This window comes from Pseudomonas frederiksbergensis, assembly GCF_001874645.1.
Lineage (GTDB): Bacteria > Pseudomonadota > Gammaproteobacteria > Pseudomonadales > Pseudomonadaceae > Aquipseudomonas > Aquipseudomonas frederiksbergensis_B.
In genome coordinates this window covers 5694365-5710592 of sequence record NZ_CP017886.1, presented here as the reverse complement: position 1 = coordinate 5710592, position 16228 = coordinate 5694365, and the positions used below count along the sequence as shown (strand labels likewise).

12 protein-coding genes are annotated in these 16228 nt (G+C 60.1%); 4 read left to right on the top strand and 8 right to left on the bottom strand.

Features of this window, described 5'->3' with window-relative positions; genetic code table 11:
• Positions 1 to 85: 85 nt before the first annotated feature.
• Positions 86 to 1248 (bottom strand): IS3 family transposase gene (locus tag BLL42_RS27185; RefSeq protein ID WP_129586922.1). Its coding sequence is split into 2 segments (ribosomal slippage): positions 86 to 993 and positions 993 to 1248, totalling 1164 coding nucleotides; the frame shifts between segments, so codons are not numbered across the junction.
• 38 nt (positions 1249 to 1286) lie between these two features.
• Between BLL42_RS27185 and BLL42_RS27175 the strand changes: the two genes are divergently transcribed.
• Complete coding sequence (locus tag BLL42_RS27175; RefSeq protein ID WP_236721944.1) at positions 1287 to 1802, top strand: oxidoreductase; 516 nt, start codon at positions 1287 to 1289, stop codon at positions 1800 to 1802.
• Between the two features lie 212 nt (positions 1803 to 2014).
• Here the strand turns inward: BLL42_RS27175 and BLL42_RS27170 are convergent, their stop codons facing one another.
• The 7 genes from BLL42_RS27170 to mhpA all read right to left on the bottom strand — a co-directional run bounded on the left by BLL42_RS27170 (position 2015) and on the right by mhpA (position 10985).
• Positions 2015 to 3334 carry an outer membrane protein transport protein gene (locus tag BLL42_RS27170; RefSeq protein ID WP_071555637.1) on the bottom strand — a complete coding sequence of 440 codons (1320 nt, stop codon included), beginning with the start codon at positions 3332 to 3334 and terminating at the stop codon, positions 2015 to 2017.
• Positions 3335 to 3495: 161 nt separating this feature from the next.
• The gene (locus tag BLL42_RS27165; RefSeq protein ID WP_071555636.1) at positions 3496 to 5397 is read right to left on the bottom strand and encodes an acyl-CoA synthetase; all 1902 of its coding nucleotides are present in this window, start codon (positions 5395 to 5397) and stop codon (positions 3496 to 3498) included.
• On the bottom strand, positions 5397 to 6353 hold the full coding sequence (locus BLL42_RS27160) for a fumarylacetoacetate hydrolase family protein (RefSeq protein ID WP_071555635.1): 957 nt from the start codon (positions 6351 to 6353) through the stop codon (positions 5397 to 5399). The genes BLL42_RS27165 and BLL42_RS27160 overlap by 1 nt, the downstream gene beginning before the upstream one ends.
• A gap of 173 nt (positions 6354 to 6526) precedes the next feature.
• Entirely contained in the window at positions 6527 to 7618 is a 1092-nt protein-coding gene (locus BLL42_RS27155) for a VOC family protein (protein ID WP_071555634.1), read from the bottom strand.
• Between the two features lie 87 nt (positions 7619 to 7705).
• A complete protein-coding gene (locus BLL42_RS27150) occupies positions 7706 to 8320 on the bottom strand; it encodes a TetR/AcrR family transcriptional regulator (protein ID WP_071555633.1) in 615 nt (204 codons plus the stop codon).
• A gap of 356 nt (positions 8321 to 8676) precedes the next feature.
• On the bottom strand, positions 8677 to 9324 hold the full coding sequence (locus BLL42_RS27145) for a TetR/AcrR family transcriptional regulator (protein WP_071555632.1): 648 nt from the start codon (positions 9322 to 9324) through the stop codon (positions 8677 to 8679).
• Positions 9325 to 9326: 2 nt separating this feature from the next.
• The gene (mhpA, locus tag BLL42_RS27140) at positions 9327 to 10985 is read right to left on the bottom strand and encodes a bifunctional 3-(3-hydroxy-phenyl)propionate/3-hydroxycinnamic acid hydroxylase MhpA (RefSeq protein ID WP_071555631.1); all 1659 of its coding nucleotides are present in this window, start codon (positions 10983 to 10985) and stop codon (positions 9327 to 9329) included.
• 340 nt (positions 10986 to 11325) lie between these two features.
• Between mhpA and BLL42_RS27135 the strand changes: the two genes are divergently transcribed.
• From BLL42_RS27135 to BLL42_RS27125, 3 genes are all read left to right on the top strand, one after another.
• Entirely contained in the window at positions 11326 to 14223 is a 2898-nt protein-coding gene (locus BLL42_RS27135) for an ATP-binding protein (protein ID WP_071555630.1), read from the top strand.
• 123 nt (positions 14224 to 14346) lie between these two features.
• The gene (locus BLL42_RS27130; protein WP_071555629.1) at positions 14347 to 14562 is read left to right on the top strand and encodes a hypothetical protein; all 216 of its coding nucleotides are present in this window, start codon (positions 14347 to 14349) and stop codon (positions 14560 to 14562) included.
• Between the two features lie 117 nt (positions 14563 to 14679).
• On the top strand, positions 14680 to 16206 hold the full coding sequence (locus BLL42_RS27125) for an efflux transporter outer membrane subunit (protein ID WP_071555870.1): 1527 nt from the start codon (positions 14680 to 14682) through the stop codon (positions 16204 to 16206).
• The last annotated feature ends 22 nt before the right edge of the window (positions 16207 to 16228 follow it).

Genomic DNA, 16228 nt, shown 5'->3' with positions numbered 1-16228 from the left:
TACCTAGCTAGCGGAGAAATTATGTCAGCGCTGAGCAAACCTGTCCGCCGCACCCTCAGTGCTAGTCAGCTTGATGATGTAGTGGTCAACTAATCCCGGACACGGTTTTGAGTTTTTCTTCAGTTTTCGCCGGGGCCAACCCATCGTTAAATTGATGGGGTCGGATCCAGTTGTAGTGATGCATCAGGTACTGGCTGATGTCTCGCTGAGCTTGCTGGCCGGTCATGTAGCCAGTGGTCGGTATCCATTCTGTTTTCAAACTGCGAAACACCCGTTCCATCGGCGCATTATCCCAGCAATTTCCTCGGCGACTCATGCTCTGGCGCATACGGTAGCGCCACAGTCGTTGGCGAAATTGGCGGCTGGCGTACTGCGATCCTTGATCCGAGTGAAACAGCAACCCCTGAGGCTTTCCACGTTGTTCGTAAGCCACGTCCAGCGCCTTGACCACCAGATCTGCATCCGGCTTTTCTGATAACGCCCAGCCCACAACTCGACGCGCGTAGAGATCCAGGACAACCGCAAGGTAGTGCCATTTACCCTGCGCCCAAATGTAGGTGATATCGCCACACCAGACCTGGTTGGGCGCCTCGACATCAAACTCCCGGTTCAAGATGTTCGGGATATCAGGCCGCTCCACCGTCGCTTTTTTGTAGGCGTGTGATCCCGGCTGCTTGCTGACCAGCTCCAGTTCGCGCATCAGGCCGCGTACCTTGAACCGCCCGATTTGCTCACCCTCTTCTTGCATCATCACGGTGATGCTGCGGCTGCCCGGCGCACTTCGCCCCCGGGTGAACAACTCGTTCACTCGACTACGCAGCCTGAGCCGCTCAACGTCAGGGGTTAGCCGTCTGAGACGATGTGCGTAGTAACTCGAGCGGGCGACTTCGAACACCTCGCACAAGCAATCAACTGGCTCATGGACGCTTAACTGATTGATCAGCGCGTACGCTCGAGATCTTCCGACATCAAGAGCGCGGTAGCCTTTTTTAGTATCGATTTCTCGCGCTCAAGGCGAGCGATCCGAGCTTCCAGCTCCTGGATTTTTTGCTGCTCTGGAGTTAGCGCCTTGCTCTGTGGGGTGATGCCTGTGCGCTCCTGCTGAAGCTGGTCGACCCAACGGCGCAGAACCGATTCGCCAACGCCGAGCGAGCGGCTGGCCTCGATGAAGCTGTAGTTTTGCTTGAGCACGAGGTCGGCAGCCTCGCGTTTGAATTCAGCGGAAAAGGTACGGCGTTGCTTGGTCATCTGACACCTCGATCTGGCGGGTATTCTCGCCTAAATGGGTGTCCGGAATCATTAGACCACTACAAATCGATGCCTACGGCGGTTCTGTAGAGAATCGCACTCGGTTTCTCAAGGAGGTAGTCGAGTCGGTCATCGAGGTCTTCGGCGCCAGCCGCGTGGGTGTTCGCCTGTCGCCGATCTTCAATTATTTCTCCATGAGCGACAGCGATCCCCAAGTGACGTTCAACTACGCGGCGAAGATGCTCAGTCGCTATGGGTTGGCCTACCTTCATGTGGTGGAGTTCGGTGCAGGGCCATTCGATTTCAGAGAACTAAAGCGTCGTTTCGGTGGCACCTACATTGCCAATGGTGGCTATGACGCAGAGCGAGCTGGAACAGCGCTCAGCTTAGGTGATGCTGATCTGGTGTCGTTTGGCACCGCGTTCCTGGCCAACCCGGATTTGGTAGAGCGATTCAAACACGGCGAAGCCCTGAACGACGCAGACCCAACGACGTTCTACCAAGGTGAAGAGCGCGGTTACACGGACTATCCGACCATGGCAGAATCCCGATAGACACTATGAGCAAAATATTGGATTAGAAGTTTGCCTTGTCTTACCTTCGCTCGCTACGTTTCCACACAGCCTGTCGCAGGGCCCTTTTGCACTCAAGACTAAATCACTTTGACTGCATCACGACCCTGTTGGGATAGTTGCCTTTCGATCAAAGGTGAACCTTCAGGAAGGCTTGCGAATATAGGCTCCCTTAAAAAGGGGGAGCGTGTCGATTAATAGCGATAGGTTGCCTGCACTGAAAAGCCATTCGCGCTGTTTTCGTAATTGGCACTGTATTCAGGTTGAAGGCCGGAGTTGTTCGACTGCTTTACGGAGACTTTGGAATCCCAGAGATAACCATAAGCAAAGTCTATTGTCAGATCGGGAGTCGGCAAATAAGCGCCACCCAAGGTCACGGCTTGGCGGTTACCCACGGGAATGCGCACGCTGCGATCGGCATTTCCTACTGGCGACGGATCATAGGCGTAGCCTGCGCGCATCAGCCATTGCGGGGTCAATTGATAGGATGCGCCAACCGCGGTGGACCACGTGTCGTGCCAGTTCAAGGGTTCGCCCACACTCCCCAGGCCGACACTCTGGCCAGCGGCGGAAACATCACTGTTGATTGCCTCGAACTTGTCGAGCCTGCTCCAACGTTTCCAGGTGGTCCCCAGGTATCCGGTCCAGCGACTATCGAAATGATGGGTGATGGACGTATCCACTGATTCGGGCATATCAATAGCTATCTTGGCGGGATAACTTCCGTCCACCGGGAGAACCGCCGGGGAGCCGGAAACCGTAGTATGCCCTTTGAGTTGATAGCTCACCTTCGAGTGATAGTTAATCCCCCAACTCGTTGCCTCACTCAAGTCAATCAAGAGGCCGAGGTTGTAGCCCACTGCCGTGTCATCGCCCTTGATGGTGACCCGTGTGTCCTGGCCGTTGTTCAGGGCGCCGGTGGCCAAGTAATTCTGAAGCTTTGCATCGAAACGGTTTAGGGTCGGTCCGCCGCCAATGGACACGTAATCATTGATCCGATAGGCAATGGTGGGCTGCAGGGTTATCTCCTTGGTCGTGCTATAGGAACCATGGTAGCGGCCTTGAAAAGTGCTCTCGTAGTCATTGATCAGACCACTCGGAGCATAGAGGCCCAGCCCCATCGAAAGACGATCATCAAGCGGCGTCGACATATAGACGAAGGGCACGACCCCCAAAGGTACCGAGTTCCCCTTATTCGTTCCTGCGACACTGCTCTGCGCATCACTAATGTCGTCGCTCACCGAGACGACCGCGGCCCCGCCGGAAATTTCACTGCGCTTCAACTTGGTCAAGCCTGCAGGGTTTCCATAAATGGTGCTGGCGTCCAGCGCGGATGATGACCTTCCCGCATAAGCCGTTCCCGCACTGCTGGCACTTTGTTCGTTAAGGGCAATGCCGTTGGCGCCCGCGGTTGTTGAAGCACCGAGTATTACCACGGCGCCGATGAACGTAATCCAGGTAGCACACTTTCGCTGAGCAAAGAGACACGGGGTCGCATGGCTATTGCGTTTCATTTTCCACCTCTTATTTATTATTTTTGTTGATTGCACGCAGGCAAGGCTTCGCCTTCCTGTGCACCTGTCAGTGCCGGTTGGTGTTGATCGAAGTTGTGTAAAAGGCCCTGGCTGATGAGTGCCAGGGCATGTTTGCTGGATTTACGGAAGCGAATTCGGGCTCATTTAAGCCACTCGACCTGAAAGCTATAGTGTCCCAGGACGGGAGCGAGGACTTCTTGGCCAGTTCCGGCCCTGATGCAGGCGACATGCCCACGGCGATTATCCTGCACGACCTCCACCGCAATATCCGAAAGCCCCAGACGCTCCACTGCCTGATGGACCACTCTGGCAATCTCCCGCTGCTGCAAGGCAGGCTTGAATATCTTGCCCACGGCAGTCAGCGGTAGTGCTTCGAGGATTTCAATGCGCTTGGGAACGGCTGCCCGCTCGCTGATGTTGAGATGAGCGAACGCCTCAAGCTCTTTGGCGTTGCAGGCTTGCCCGGGGCGCAGTTGAACGTAGGCGACCGGCACCTCGCCCGAGTAGACGTCGGGGCTGCCGATTGCAGCGGCTAAGGCGACGGCGGGATGTGCCTGCAGAGCCTCTTCAATTTGCTTGGGATCGATGTTGTGGCCGCCGCGGATGATCAACTCCTTTTTGCGTCCGGTCAGCCAGAAGTAACCCTGCGCATCCTGGCGGCCCAAATCGCCCGTATTCAGCCAGCGCTGACCGTCGATATCGATCCAGAGGCCCCGGTTATGACGCGCCTCCAGATAGCCATCGAAGACGTTCGGACCACTGATCGTAATGAGGCCGATCTCATCCACATTGGCATCGCGCAGGTACTCTCCAGAATCATTGAGCAAGACCGCGCGCATATCCTGGTAGGCGATCCGTATCCCAATGGAGCCGATACGGCGCTCGCCATGAGGCGGATTGATTGAGGAAACGCAGGCGCCCTCAGTAAGGCCATAACCTTCAAGGATCTTTAGCCCGGTCCGGCGCTCGAACTCTCGGAAAAGCTCAGCCGGCATTGGGGCGGCGCCACACATTGCATAGCGAAGACTGGATAGGTCGCGGCCCTGCCATTCATTTTGCAAAAGTGCAGCATAGACAGTGGGTACGCCGGAAAAGAAGTTGATACCGAAGTGCTCGACCATCTCCCAGAATCGTGGGATTACCCCTTCGCCACGATACCCATGAGGCGTTCCAAGGATCACATGGTCGCCTTGAGTCCAAGGCATCAACCCAGTCACCAGTTGTCCATTGACATGAAATAGCGGCAGACCACAAAAGATTACCTGGCCACTGCTGCGTGGCTGCAAGTGAGCAGCCATGGCCCATGCATTGAATACTTCCGAGCCATGGGTACGCGCGGCGATCTTGGGGAGCCCGGTGGTGCCGCCAGTACAGATGTAGGAAGAGCACTCATCCTGGCGGATTTGCCGACCGCTCTTCAGGTGTGTGTGCGGCTGAGTATTCATCAGCGATAGCCAATCGTGGATCGCGATACCCCTGTGTAAGTCTCGTTCCTTCAGTGCTGCGGCCTTCAGGGCATCACGCACAGGTTCGGCGACATAGGGCTCCATGCTGACCCAAATGACAGACCTGATCGCGGGTAACTGATCCAGCTGCGAAGCCAGTTTGGGCCACAGATCGCTGCCCGCAGTCGGCGCGAGCGTCACCACCACGGATGCCTTCGCGGCATTCAGCAAGCCAGCCATCTGCTTGGCCTCGAGCAGAGGATTGATCGCCATGACGATGCCCGCCGCCTCCCCGCCCCATACAGTGAAATGGGTTTCCGGCAGGTTGGGCAGGATGAAGGCCAGCACCTCGCCCGGTTTTATGCCCAGGTCATGGAAGGCATTCGCCGCGCGGGTGATGTCCGCGAAGAGCTCGCAATAGCTCCAGTCGTGGGTGCTCTGAAAGTCTGTGGCGTCGGCGAAGAAACTCAACGCAGGCGCGTCGGGAATGCGCCCGGCCGTACGTCTCAGCGCTTCATAAGTGCTGGAAGCCAGGCCACGCTCCGACAAGGGGACTCGTTCAAGATTTTCGATGTCGCTCAGGGTCTGTACCGTCATCAGGCTTCCCCCACGACTCGGTTGCGTTGCACGCCGAGGTCGATCACGCCATCGGCGCTGCGAATGCGCGCCTCGACCACGTCACCTGGCTTCAGATACTGCGACCGGCTCTCCTGCGCCTTGAGGAAAAGCTTCCACTTGGTGGCTTCGGGCATCAGGGCCGCAATGCGCTGTTTGGCTGGCGAAGGTACCGTTAGCGCACAGCCGGCTGGAGTGCCGGTGGCGATCAGGTCTCCAGCGGCGAGATCTTGCACGGAGGAGAGTTCGGTAAGGGTTTCAGCGGGGCCGTAAACCAGGTTGGCCGTGCTGTCGCTCTGTCGCACCTGGTTGTTGACCGTCAGGCGCAGCTGCAGTGCTTTCAGGTAATGCATGTCCTTGGCATCCAGAAGGCAGAGGTAGGGGCCGACCGGGCCAAAAGTGCGGAAGCTCTTGCCCTTGTAGAACTGCATCTGGGGAATCTGAATGTCACGAGCCGAGTAGTCATTGACGATGACGACGCCTGCGATGAACTCATGCAGATTGGCGTCAGTGACAGCAACAGCGCCGGTAATCGCGCGTTTCATCACCAGCCCCAGTTCGATCTCGTAGTCAAGGAAGCGCACGGTGCGCGGCTTGATCAGGTCGCTGTCAGCCGCCACCAGGCAACTCGTCGCCTTGGTGAAGATCATGTTGAATTTCTTCACGTCCGGGTCCATTCCCGACTCGATCATGTGCTGACGGTAGTTGGCGCCCTGACAGACGAACTGCTGGTTACGAGTCACCGGCGACAGCAGCTTTACTTCGGGCTCATCCAGCTCCGAACCTTTCAGATGCGCGAGGTCATCGATACTGTTCTGGCGAATGAAGTCACCCGTGGTTTCAAAAACACCGGGCACAACCGTGATACGGCCCTGGCGAAGCACGCCCCAGTGGATACCGTTCTGAAATTCAAAGCGGACTACGTGTACAGCAGACATTGAAGGTACTCCTGGAGCGGCGTTTGTCCCGCGCTCGGTGGCGCGAGAGCTGTGGTGTTGTTCTGAGGGGGCTGGCAACGCTGTAGACCAAAAAGCCGCCGGCGATCAACGCGTCGGCTTCGAGCACATCCTGACGGCCATGCCTGGTTGAATGGCCCGACATGGTGGCCGCTCTACCCGAACATCCGCATGAGCGTTATCAACTTGCGAATTGTCAGGTCCGGGCTGCGTCGCAGGTTACGGATCAGCGCACGCAGATTGGTCAAGCTCATCTTGGGTTTTGTAAAACTCTTGGGCATGCGCTGCCCCCACTGCGCCATTGCCTCGGGGCTGACCGGATGAATGCCCGTAGTCTGTGCGGCCGTGAAAATATCCCCGTCGCAGTAATGCTCGTGTTTATCGCCCCAAGGGTCTTGCCAGTAATCGAAGATCTGACTGCCCAGAATGTGCCGGCCGATGCCCCATGAGTGCTCCCAACCCCGTTCCCGCAGGACGCGCTGGCCCATTCCCACGGCGTCTGCATCGACGACCTCATAGGCGCTATGGCTGTAGGTAGCCATGAACCCTTGCGCTATCGCGAGCGTATGGTGAGCCGCGGGAATGTCTCCGAGGTCAAGGCGCATGAAGGCGACGATAGGTGTGCCGTCGGGGAGTACCTGCACATCGCTGGGAATAAACCCGAAATGCTGCGTGTACCAGGCACAGGTCGCCTGGTAGTCGGCCACTTCAATGACGATGTGGCCAAGCTTGAGTACTTCAGGCGGAGCAATCGGCGGGCGCTGCGTGGCGTTGATTCGCGGTTGGTCCTGCGCCAGATTCCAGTGAAGTGGCGCCCGGTGTGCCAGCGTCTTGCCTGGCGTCTGGTCGCAAACGGCTTCCACAATGAAACCGGAAGGATCGGTCAGTCTGACGTAATGCCCGCTGCCAGGATGTTCCGATTTCTCTACCGATGACGCGCCTGGGATTCGAGCCAGCTTTTCCAGGTCCTCAAGAGACTGCACTGCCAGTCCGAACCCGATAAAACGTGCATGTTCTGCACGATGGACACGGTAACAGTATGACGTGGCTTCGGTGGCGCGTAGATAGAGCGTATCGGCGTCCTGCCGACTGACCGTCAGGCCGAAGTCGGTCAGGAAACGCGCCGCGTCGTTCAAGTCCGGCCGTTGAAAGATCAGGTGAGTCAGTTCCTGGGCCTTCACCGTCGGTTGCGGATGCCGGGCAGGTTGTGGTGTCGCCAGCCGGTACAATTCATTTCTGCTGTTCATTGTTGTTGTTTTCCGGGTTTTTAGGGCAAAGCTGTCCCGAACCCCTGAAAAATCCAGAGGTTTTGTTTAGTTGAATCAGTTACGGGTTCAGTCGAGAGACGGAAGCGCCGGCAACTCCGTGGTCGCCAGCGCACGCGCCTCCTCTGGCGGCACACCCAATGCCCGCAGTACCAGCTCGGCGGTGTCAGAGCCCGATTCACGCCACGTTTTGTGCCCTTCCAGTACCAGGAAAATCGAGCCGAGGACGCTGCTCGATATCAGCGTCAGTACTGAGAGCAACTGCGCCTGCGCAAACCTGTAGCGCCCACTGGAAAGCCCGCTCAGAAGATCCACAGTCGCCTGGCTGCTGAACATTTCGCGTAGCGAAGAATTGCTCATGGCGAATTTATGTATGAATGCCCCCCACTGGGAGTCCTCATGCGCTCGACGAATGAAGAATCGAATGCCATTGGCCAGGCGCTGAGCCGGATCGGAGAGGGAATTGAAGCTTTTGTTGACGCGCTCATGCATCTCCCTCGCGAGATGGCCGGCGACCGCCTCGAACAGGCTTTCCATGCTGTCGATGTTGCTATAGACCGTTCCGCGCGCCACGCCTGCCTCTTGCGCGAGGTCGAGGATGTTCACTTGTGAGGTGCCTCTTTCAGCGAACAGGCGAAAAGCGGCTTGATGAATGCGGCGCTGTGTTGGGTTTAGGGATTCCACGGGTTCTCTCTCCAGGATTACCTTGCAATCGCATTGAACACTCGTGTTCATTTTTCGTCAAGAAGGTTTTTTGAGTTGAGTGCGCATTTTGTAATTGATATTGTCATGCACCCCAAAGAACCTTATGTTCAAGGTGCTACGCCAGAATCGGTAAGGGGGTGTTTCGAATTATGCGTGCCGACTTAAATGAACATGCGTGTTCATTTAGTCGTGCTTCCGGCCCTTCCTCTCGGTAGGGCCATCAAAAACGTCGCCACTCATGGCATTGATCGGCATTCAGCTGACGTTTCGTCGCCAGACGAAGAGCTATCGGCAATGGAATGGCCGCGCCTAGCGGGTCGAGGATGACATCAGGACTAAACCGGGAGCGGCTTGCTGGCGATTCTCTTGGCTTTGGCAGGTGTTACGCCCAGAGCCTTGAGAATTATTTCGGCGACCCGCAAATCGTGCTCCGCCACCGCACGCCCCTCGACAACCGAGCGCATGGCTCCGGTTGTGCACGATACGACCATGTCCAGGGCGATCCCTTCGTCCTCGTAAGCGAAAGTGCCCGTGCGCAGACCTTCACGCAGGTCGCCAAGCACATGGGCAGCTAATCGCGAGCGCATGGCCTGATCGAAATGGATGATGCGCAGCAGTGCGCAGGCCCACTGGTGGTCGGCGGCGGCCCGGCATACGAACATGCGCACGCCAATCGAAAGCCGCTGTGCGCCGCAGTGCACGTCCGAGCTCAGGACGGAAATGGCATCGGAGAACTCAGCCGCCATGGCGATGCCAACCGCCTCGAGTACTTCGTCGCGCGTTCGAAAGTAGTTGTAGATGGTGCCGTTGGATACCGCGGCCTCTGCGGCTACCTCGAGCAGTGCAATCTCCCCCACCTCCTTGCGTGCGACAAGACGCAATGCCGCGTCCACCAGGCCGCGACGGGTGCGTTCACGCTTCTTGTGCCCTCGAGTGAGAGGCTCATGCGCAGTTGCTTCTGAAGGAACAGTGGGGGAAGGCATCTTCAGGCTCTTAGTCGAGGGGGCTCGTTAATGGTAATGGAATCGCTGTCGGCAGGGGCGTCGGCGCTAGCCAGCAGTCCCATGCAGTCTCGAACGATACTGCCTGCCTCTGCGCCGGGGGCGTGGTGCATGATGATACGGTCAGGGCGAACCACGACCAGCGTGCCTTTAGCAGCCAGCGGCAGGATGTCATGGTTCAGGTCTTCGATGAAGTCGCAACTGCCGTCGGAGCGCTGGCCACGTGTTCTGATTTCCAAGAAGTGGCCCCCCATTTTTTCCCAGGAAACGACCTGAGCAGTAGTCAGCAGTGACAATGGGTCTACGCCGAATCCAACCAGGGTCAGGTTGTCTCCAAGAGCATCGTCGCTGAGTTTGACCTGCTTTTGCATGTTACGAACCCACGCTTGGGGAAACAGACTGCCACGAACCAGCTTATCGCCACGCCGATGCTGCAGGAACAGACCGTGTTTGAAAATGTTCTTCGGTTTGATATCCAACTGCTCGAAATACCTTCTGGTAGCGGGAGTCAACGCCAGCGTGCGCATCAGGCCGTGGATGAAAAAAGCCGCGATTTTGTTTCTGGGCATCACCAAACGGCCCATGAGTTTCGCTAGATTGATCATCGCCTGGGCATGGGGGCGGCGCTCTACGTCATAGGTATCGAGTACTGAAGGCGCGGCATGGCCACGAACGACCCATGCCAGCTTCCAGGCAAGGTTGGCGCCATCTCGAAGACCCGCTACGAGACCTTGCCCGACAAAGGGCGGGGTAATGTGTGCTGCATCCCCGGCGAGGAAAATTCGTCCCCTGCTGAATTTGTTGCAGCAGCGCGCGTGGAATCGATACACCGCTTTGCGCTCGATTTCCAGCTCCTGCGGGTTGATCCAAGGAGCGATCAGCCGGGCTATGCTTTCCGGGCTTTCCAGCTCTTCCCGAGATTCACCTGGCTGTAGCATGAACTCCCAACGCTCCCTTCCGCCGGGAGCGGGCATGTGCGGCGTTGGACGCCGTGGATCACAGATAAACTCAATGTGATCGATTGCTGACTTATGCCGGTTCTTGGCATCGACAATCAGCCAATCCTCTGCGTAGGTTTGTCCTTCGAACTCCTGGTCAATCAGTGCCCTGACCCTGGAGCTTGCGCCATCCGCACCTACCACGTACTGGGCGCGAACGGAATGCGTGTGGTCATTCTGATCCCGTACAGTGGCGATCACACAATCCGCCTCCTCGACCAGATTCTTGAGCTCGAAGCCACCCAGGCTGGTCACTGACTTCAGCCGGGAGACCTGGCTGCGCATCGCGTGTTCGAGGTCGGGTTGATAGAAAGTCACAAGCTTGGGATGGCCATCGATGCACCCCGCGGTATTGGCCCGACCGAACTGCCCGAGGACCGGGGAGTGCATCCTCACTTCAGGGATAGCGATCTTCTCGAAAGCGTCTTCCGACAATCCGGCGAGTTGCAGGATGCGAAGCGCCTCGTTGTCCAGGGCAATGGCGCGGGGCATTAGTGCGACCTCATGGGTCTTGTCCAATACCAGTGTCTTTACTCCATAGCGGCCGAGCAGCGCCGCGATTGTCGCCCCTACCGGACCGTTACCGACGACCAGCACATCGACGACGGTGGGAGGCAGTTCGGATACTTTTTTGTTGTTGTTCATATCGAGCCCTTGTTGTGATTGAAGTCGTGAGACGCGCAGGTCTCATCGTCAGGCAATGTGAAGGTATGCAAAAATGAGGAATATTTCAATATTGATGTTTTTGTCATTAATTTTTGGGATCATTACCGCACCACGATGAGGCCACGTGGGCTGTGCTGAGGGTGTCAGGGGGCTTGCGAATCGAGTCCGGTCCAAAGAGATGAATCCCGGATGCCTGAGGAGTGACGTCACGCTTGCGTCAGTTTCCGACCGGTGAGACTTGGCTTCTGAGCCGATCAGCGCTGTTATTGAAGCCATGCTTCACAGCGCACAACTATTTTTTAGTCTTTAGGAATCAAACGTGGCGCGTCCGCAGCCTCATCCGAACCCAGTCCAGCTCTGCTTTGTCGAGTTTGAGCTCGACGAAGCCAACGCCTGCTTGTTACGTAACGGAGAAGCCGTCGCGTTGGCGCCAACGCCCTTCACACTGCTGTGCGTACTTGCACGCCAGCCGGGATCGCTGGTGACCAAGGATGCCTTGCTTGATGCCGTGTGGGGGCATCGGTTTGTCAGCGATTCGGTGCTGAAGACGGCCATCAGCGATCTCCGCAAGGTGCTGGGCGACGACCCTAGGCGTCCCCGCTTCATCGAGACTGTGTCGCGGCGCGGCTATCGCTTCATCGCCGCGCCGTCCCCTGCCCCTTCGATGCCGCCTGCATCCGTGACGGTCCCGGCGGCCGGCACGCATCCGTCGCCGTCATTCATCGGTCGCACCGACGAGGTCTCAAAGCTGCAACGGGCGTGGGAGCGAGCTGACGGCGGCCAACGTGCAGTGGTCTGGCTCGCCGGAGAACCGGGGATTGGCAAGACCACGTTGATCGAGTATTTCCTCGCCAGCCTTGGCGGCATCGCCTGCGCACGCGGCCATTGCGTGGAACACTACGGTGCCGGTGAGCCGTACTTGCCGGTGCTGGAGGCGTTGGCCGATCTGTGCCGCAGCGACCCCACCCTGCCGGCGCTGCTGCGCGCCGTGGCGCCGACCTGGCTGCTGCAACTGCCGTGGCTGAGCACTACCGAGGAGCGAGATGCATTGCGGCGCGAGCTTGCTGGCATCGGCCCGGATCGCATGTTGCGGGAAATGGGCGAACTGCTGGACCGCTACACGGAGCAGCGCCCGCTGTTGCTGGTGACCGAAGACCTGCACTGGAGCGATCGGGCGACGGTCCAGCTCATCGACTATGTGGCGCGGCGACGTGGCCGCACACGGCTTATGTGGCTGTCGAGCTTTCGCCTCGCCGAGGTGGTAGCGCTCGATCATCCGCTCAGCTCGTTGCGCCACGAACTGCGCCTGCAACGTCTGTGCGAGGAAGTGGTGCTCGATCCGTTCTCGGAAACCGAGGTCGCTGACTATGTTGCGCTGCATTCCATCTCGTTGGCGCGAGATGAAACCTTCGTGCGTGCCCTGCACGAGCGCACTGACGGTGTGCCGTTGTTCGTATCGTCAGTCATCAGTGAAGTGATGGGCCCAACAGACGACGACGCCACCATCGAGGCTCGGCTGGCGGGATTGACGGTCCCCGAGAACCTCGCGGCCATCATTGAACACTACATCACCAAGCTCGGACAGGAGCAGCGTGCGCTGCTCTCGGCGGCAGCGGTGTGCGGGGTCGAATTCCGGGTCGAGACGGTTTCACTGGCCCTCGAGCGCGACCTCGCTTCTGTGGCCGACACCTGCGAGGAACTGGTGCGCGAGCAGGTATGGCTCACACGGTCGCGGGCCACCGAAGTTGAAGAGACGGTAGAGCTGCCCTACTCGTTCCGGCATGCGCTCTTCCGCCAGGTGCTGTACGACCGCACGCCGCGCTCATTGCGCACCCACCTCCATCGCCAGGTTGGCGCTGCCCTCGAACGCGAGCGCACGGCCGGCGTGCCGGTTGCGGCCTCGGAGCTGGCAATGCACTTCGACCGGGCTCGGCAGCCGATGATCGCGCTGCGCTACTACGCCGAGGCCGCAGAAGCCGCGCTGCTGCACTTCAGCCCGGCCTTGTGCATCGGCCTCACTGAGCGCGCGTTGGTCCTGCTGACGCAAGCACCAGAAGGGACGGAGCGCGACGCGCTCGAAATTACCTTGGCCACGCTGCAGGGGGTGTCGGCTTTCCATACGTTCGGTGTCGGCAGCGAAGCCAGGAACGCGTTCGAACGCGCATACACGCTGCTCGCGGATGTACCCGAGCATCCAATGCGCGGTCGCCTGCTGCACGGATTCGGCTATCTGCTCGGTCTGCGCGGCGACTATGCGCTGGCGTTGGAGGTGGCGGAACGCGCCGAAACCCTCTCGTCCGAGGCGAACGATCCAGCGCTCATGCTGGCGGCGTGCATCGTGCAGGGCGAGGTGCATCACCTCCAGGGTCGCACGCAGACGACCCGCTGTTGGCTAGAGCGCGCCCTCGCGATCGCCGAGCCGCTGGGCATCGGGGCGAACGAGATCTTTGCGGCCGATCCCCAGGTCATGCTGCACGGTATGCTGGCCATAGAACTCGTGCGTTCTGGCCTGGTTGAGCAAGGCCGAGCCCACATGCAACGGGCGCGGACCCGTGCGCAGGCGCTTCGCCAACCTATGACCTGGCTGGTCGCCACCTGGCAGGAGGTGTTGATCGAGGTGCGGATGGGGGACCCTGTGCGTGTGGCAGCGCTGGCTGACGACATGCAGACGCTGGTCGATGAGTATTCGCTCGCACTGGGGCGTACGGCTTGCCGCTGGTGGCGCGGCTGGGCCGACGCGCGCAACGGCGCGCCGCGCGACGGCTACCGTCGCATCCGCGAGGCCTACGAAGAACACACCAGACTCGGCATGCGCTCCGGTGCCAGCGAGGTGCTCGGCTACGCCGCCGAGGCGTTGCTGCTGGCGGGTGATTGCGACGCCGCGCAAGTAGAACTACAGGAAGCACTACGGGTGGGGGAGGAACTGGGCGAGCGCGTATACCTGCCGCAACTGTTGCTGCTGGAGGCATCGATTGCGCGGATGCAGGGCCGGCTCGACGCCAGCAGCACTGCGGTGCGGCGTGCGGTTGAGGAGGCTCGCGCCCAGGAAGCACCGTGGCTGGAGCTGCTCGCGCTGGTCGAGCTGTGCGAGCACCACAACGCCGCAGCCGAGGACCACCAGGCATTGGCGACGCTGGTTGACCAGTCACCCGAAACTGACGGAACCGAGCTGGTGAAACGTGCGCGCTTGCTGCTTCAGGCTGCCAAGTCGGCTTGAAGCGACAAGGGCGCGCCGTTCATTGACGGGCGCTGTCCCGACCGAAGTCTGACCTTTCGCTTACGACTCGACCCAGGGGGCGGCCTACGCTGTCGTCGAACTTTCTTGATCCCCTGGTCTGCGATGAACCTGAACCCTGAATCCAAGTACCCGAGCCGCCGCTCGTACGTAGTGAAGCTGCGTGGCGATGCCGCGCCGGGGGCCCTAGTGGGCCGCCTCGAAAACCTGGTCACCGGACGTCAGCGCGAGTTCTCGTCCGCCGAAGAGCTGCTGGAGTCGATTGCCTCGGACCTCGTGTCGGCGGCCGACGAGCACACGGCAGATGCCGACGGCGAGTGACGTCTCCAACCTGAATGAGCGCTCGATATGGCGACCGAACGGCGACGCTTCGCTGACGACTTCGCGCACACCGGGCCCTACGCTGATGCCATCTCGAATCCACACGAGTCCAATGCGATGCCGCGACTTCCAGTTTCCTTTCCACTGCCCCTCCACACCGGCCGGACCGCCTTGCAACGGGCCGAGCGCCCGGCCGGGCTCGCCGTTGCGGCCGCCCTTGCCACCTCAATCGCCCTCACCCTGGCCGGTTGCTCCACGCCAGTGGTCAAGCCGTCGGTCGACCTGCCGAGCAACTTCGCCGCGAGCACAGCCTCCGAGATGGAACCCGAGGCGGCGTGGTGGGAGGTCTACCACGACCCGGTGCTGACGGATCTGGTGCGCCGAGCAGCGCGCGAGAACCGCGACGTCAAGATCGCCGCCGAGCGCCTGCGCGCCGCGCGTGCCGGCGAAACGGTCAGCCGTTCCTGGCTGCTCCCGAGCGTCGGCGCATCCGCCTCCGGCAGCGATCGCAGCAGCGGCTACAACTCGGCCACGAAACAGGGTTATCCGGATACCAAGACCGCCGGCGTGGGCCTGGACGTCTCGTGGGAGCTCGACCTGAGCGGCCGCCTGCGCGCCGGCGCAGCGGCGGCCAACGCCGATGCGCTGGCCGCGAAGGACAGCATGCGCGGCGTACGCCTGCTGGTGATGAGCGACGTCGTCAGCAACTACTTCACCCTGGTCGGCGCGCAGCGCCAGGTCGCGACGCTGCGCGCCATCTCGGCGATGCAGGACGAGACGCTGCGTCTGGTCACCGCGCGCCAGCAGGTGGGGCTGGCATCCGCCTTCGACGTCGAGCGCGCGCAGACCGACGCCTTGTCGGCGCGGGCGCAGATTCCACCGCTGGAAACGCAGGCGGCTGTGTCGCGTCATCGTATCGCGGTGCTGATCGCCGACCCGTCCTTCAATACCGCGAACATCCAGCCCTCGGGTGGCGATGTGGCGGCGGTGCCCGAGGCCAAGCCGGGCCAGCCCGCCGCGCTGCTGCAACGCCGACCAGACGTGCTGGCGCTGATGGCGCAGGTCGACGCAGCCAATGCGCGCCGCCAACAGGCCGCAGCCGAGTGGTTTCCGCGGCTTTTCCTCGGCGCGTCCTTCGGCCGCCAAGACCTGAACCTGAACGGTGCCGATCTCGGCGCTGCGCGCTTTACCAACGTGGCGGGCCTGCTGGCGATGCCGATCTTCAACGCCGGGCGCACGCAAGCGATCAACGAGGCTGCAGAAAGTGCTCAACAGGAGGCACTGCTGCGCGCCGAAGACGGCATCGTCCGGGCGCTTGAGGATGTGGAGAACGCCCTCGTCACGCTGGCGCAGGAACGCCGCCGCGCCGGGTCGCTGCAATTGGCCGCCGCGTCCGCGGAGTCTGCGCAAAACCGCGCCCAGTCGCTCTATAACCGCGGGCAGATCGACCTGTTGCCGCTGCTGGATTCGCAGCGGGCGCGCCTGGCGGCACGCCTGAATGCCAACGAAAGCAACACTCGCCTGCTGCTCGATAGCGTGCAGCTCTACAAAGCACTGGGCGGGGGCTGGCAGGTATTCGAACAACCCGCCACCCCCACCGCAGCCACCGAAGCCACCGAAGCCGACCGGCCACCACTTTCCTAAGAACCTGTCGTTTTTCAAAGAG

Bases quoted from the DNA above. Each gene is read 5' to 3' on its own strand.
- BLL42_RS27155 (WP_071555634.1), bottom strand. From the start codon at position 7,618: ATGAACAGCAGAAATGAATTGTACCGGCTGGCGACACCACAACCTGCC.
- BLL42_RS27165 (WP_071555636.1), bottom strand. From the start codon at position 5,397: ATGACGGTACAGACCCTGAGCGACATCGAAAATCTTGAACGAGTCCCC.
- BLL42_RS27170 (WP_071555637.1), bottom strand. From the start codon at position 3,334: ATGAAACGCAATAGCCATGCGACCCCGTGTCTCTTTGCTCAGCGAAAG.
- mhpA (WP_071555631.1), bottom strand. From the start codon at position 10,985: ATGAACAACAACAAAAAAGTATCCGAACTGCCTCCCACCGTCGTCGAT.
- BLL42_RS27160 (WP_071555635.1), bottom strand. From the start codon at position 6,353: ATGTCTGCTGTACACGTAGTCCGCTTTGAATTTCAGAACGGTATCCAC.
- BLL42_RS27130 (WP_071555629.1), top strand. From the start codon at position 14,347: ATGAACCTGAACCCTGAATCCAAGTACCCGAGCCGCCGCTCGTACGTA.
- BLL42_RS27125 (WP_071555870.1), top strand. From the start codon at position 14,680: ATGCCGCGACTTCCAGTTTCCTTTCCACTGCCCCTCCACACCGGCCGG.
- BLL42_RS27145 (WP_071555632.1), bottom strand. From the start codon at position 9,324: ATGCCTTCCCCCACTGTTCCTTCAGAAGCAACTGCGCATGAGCCTCTC.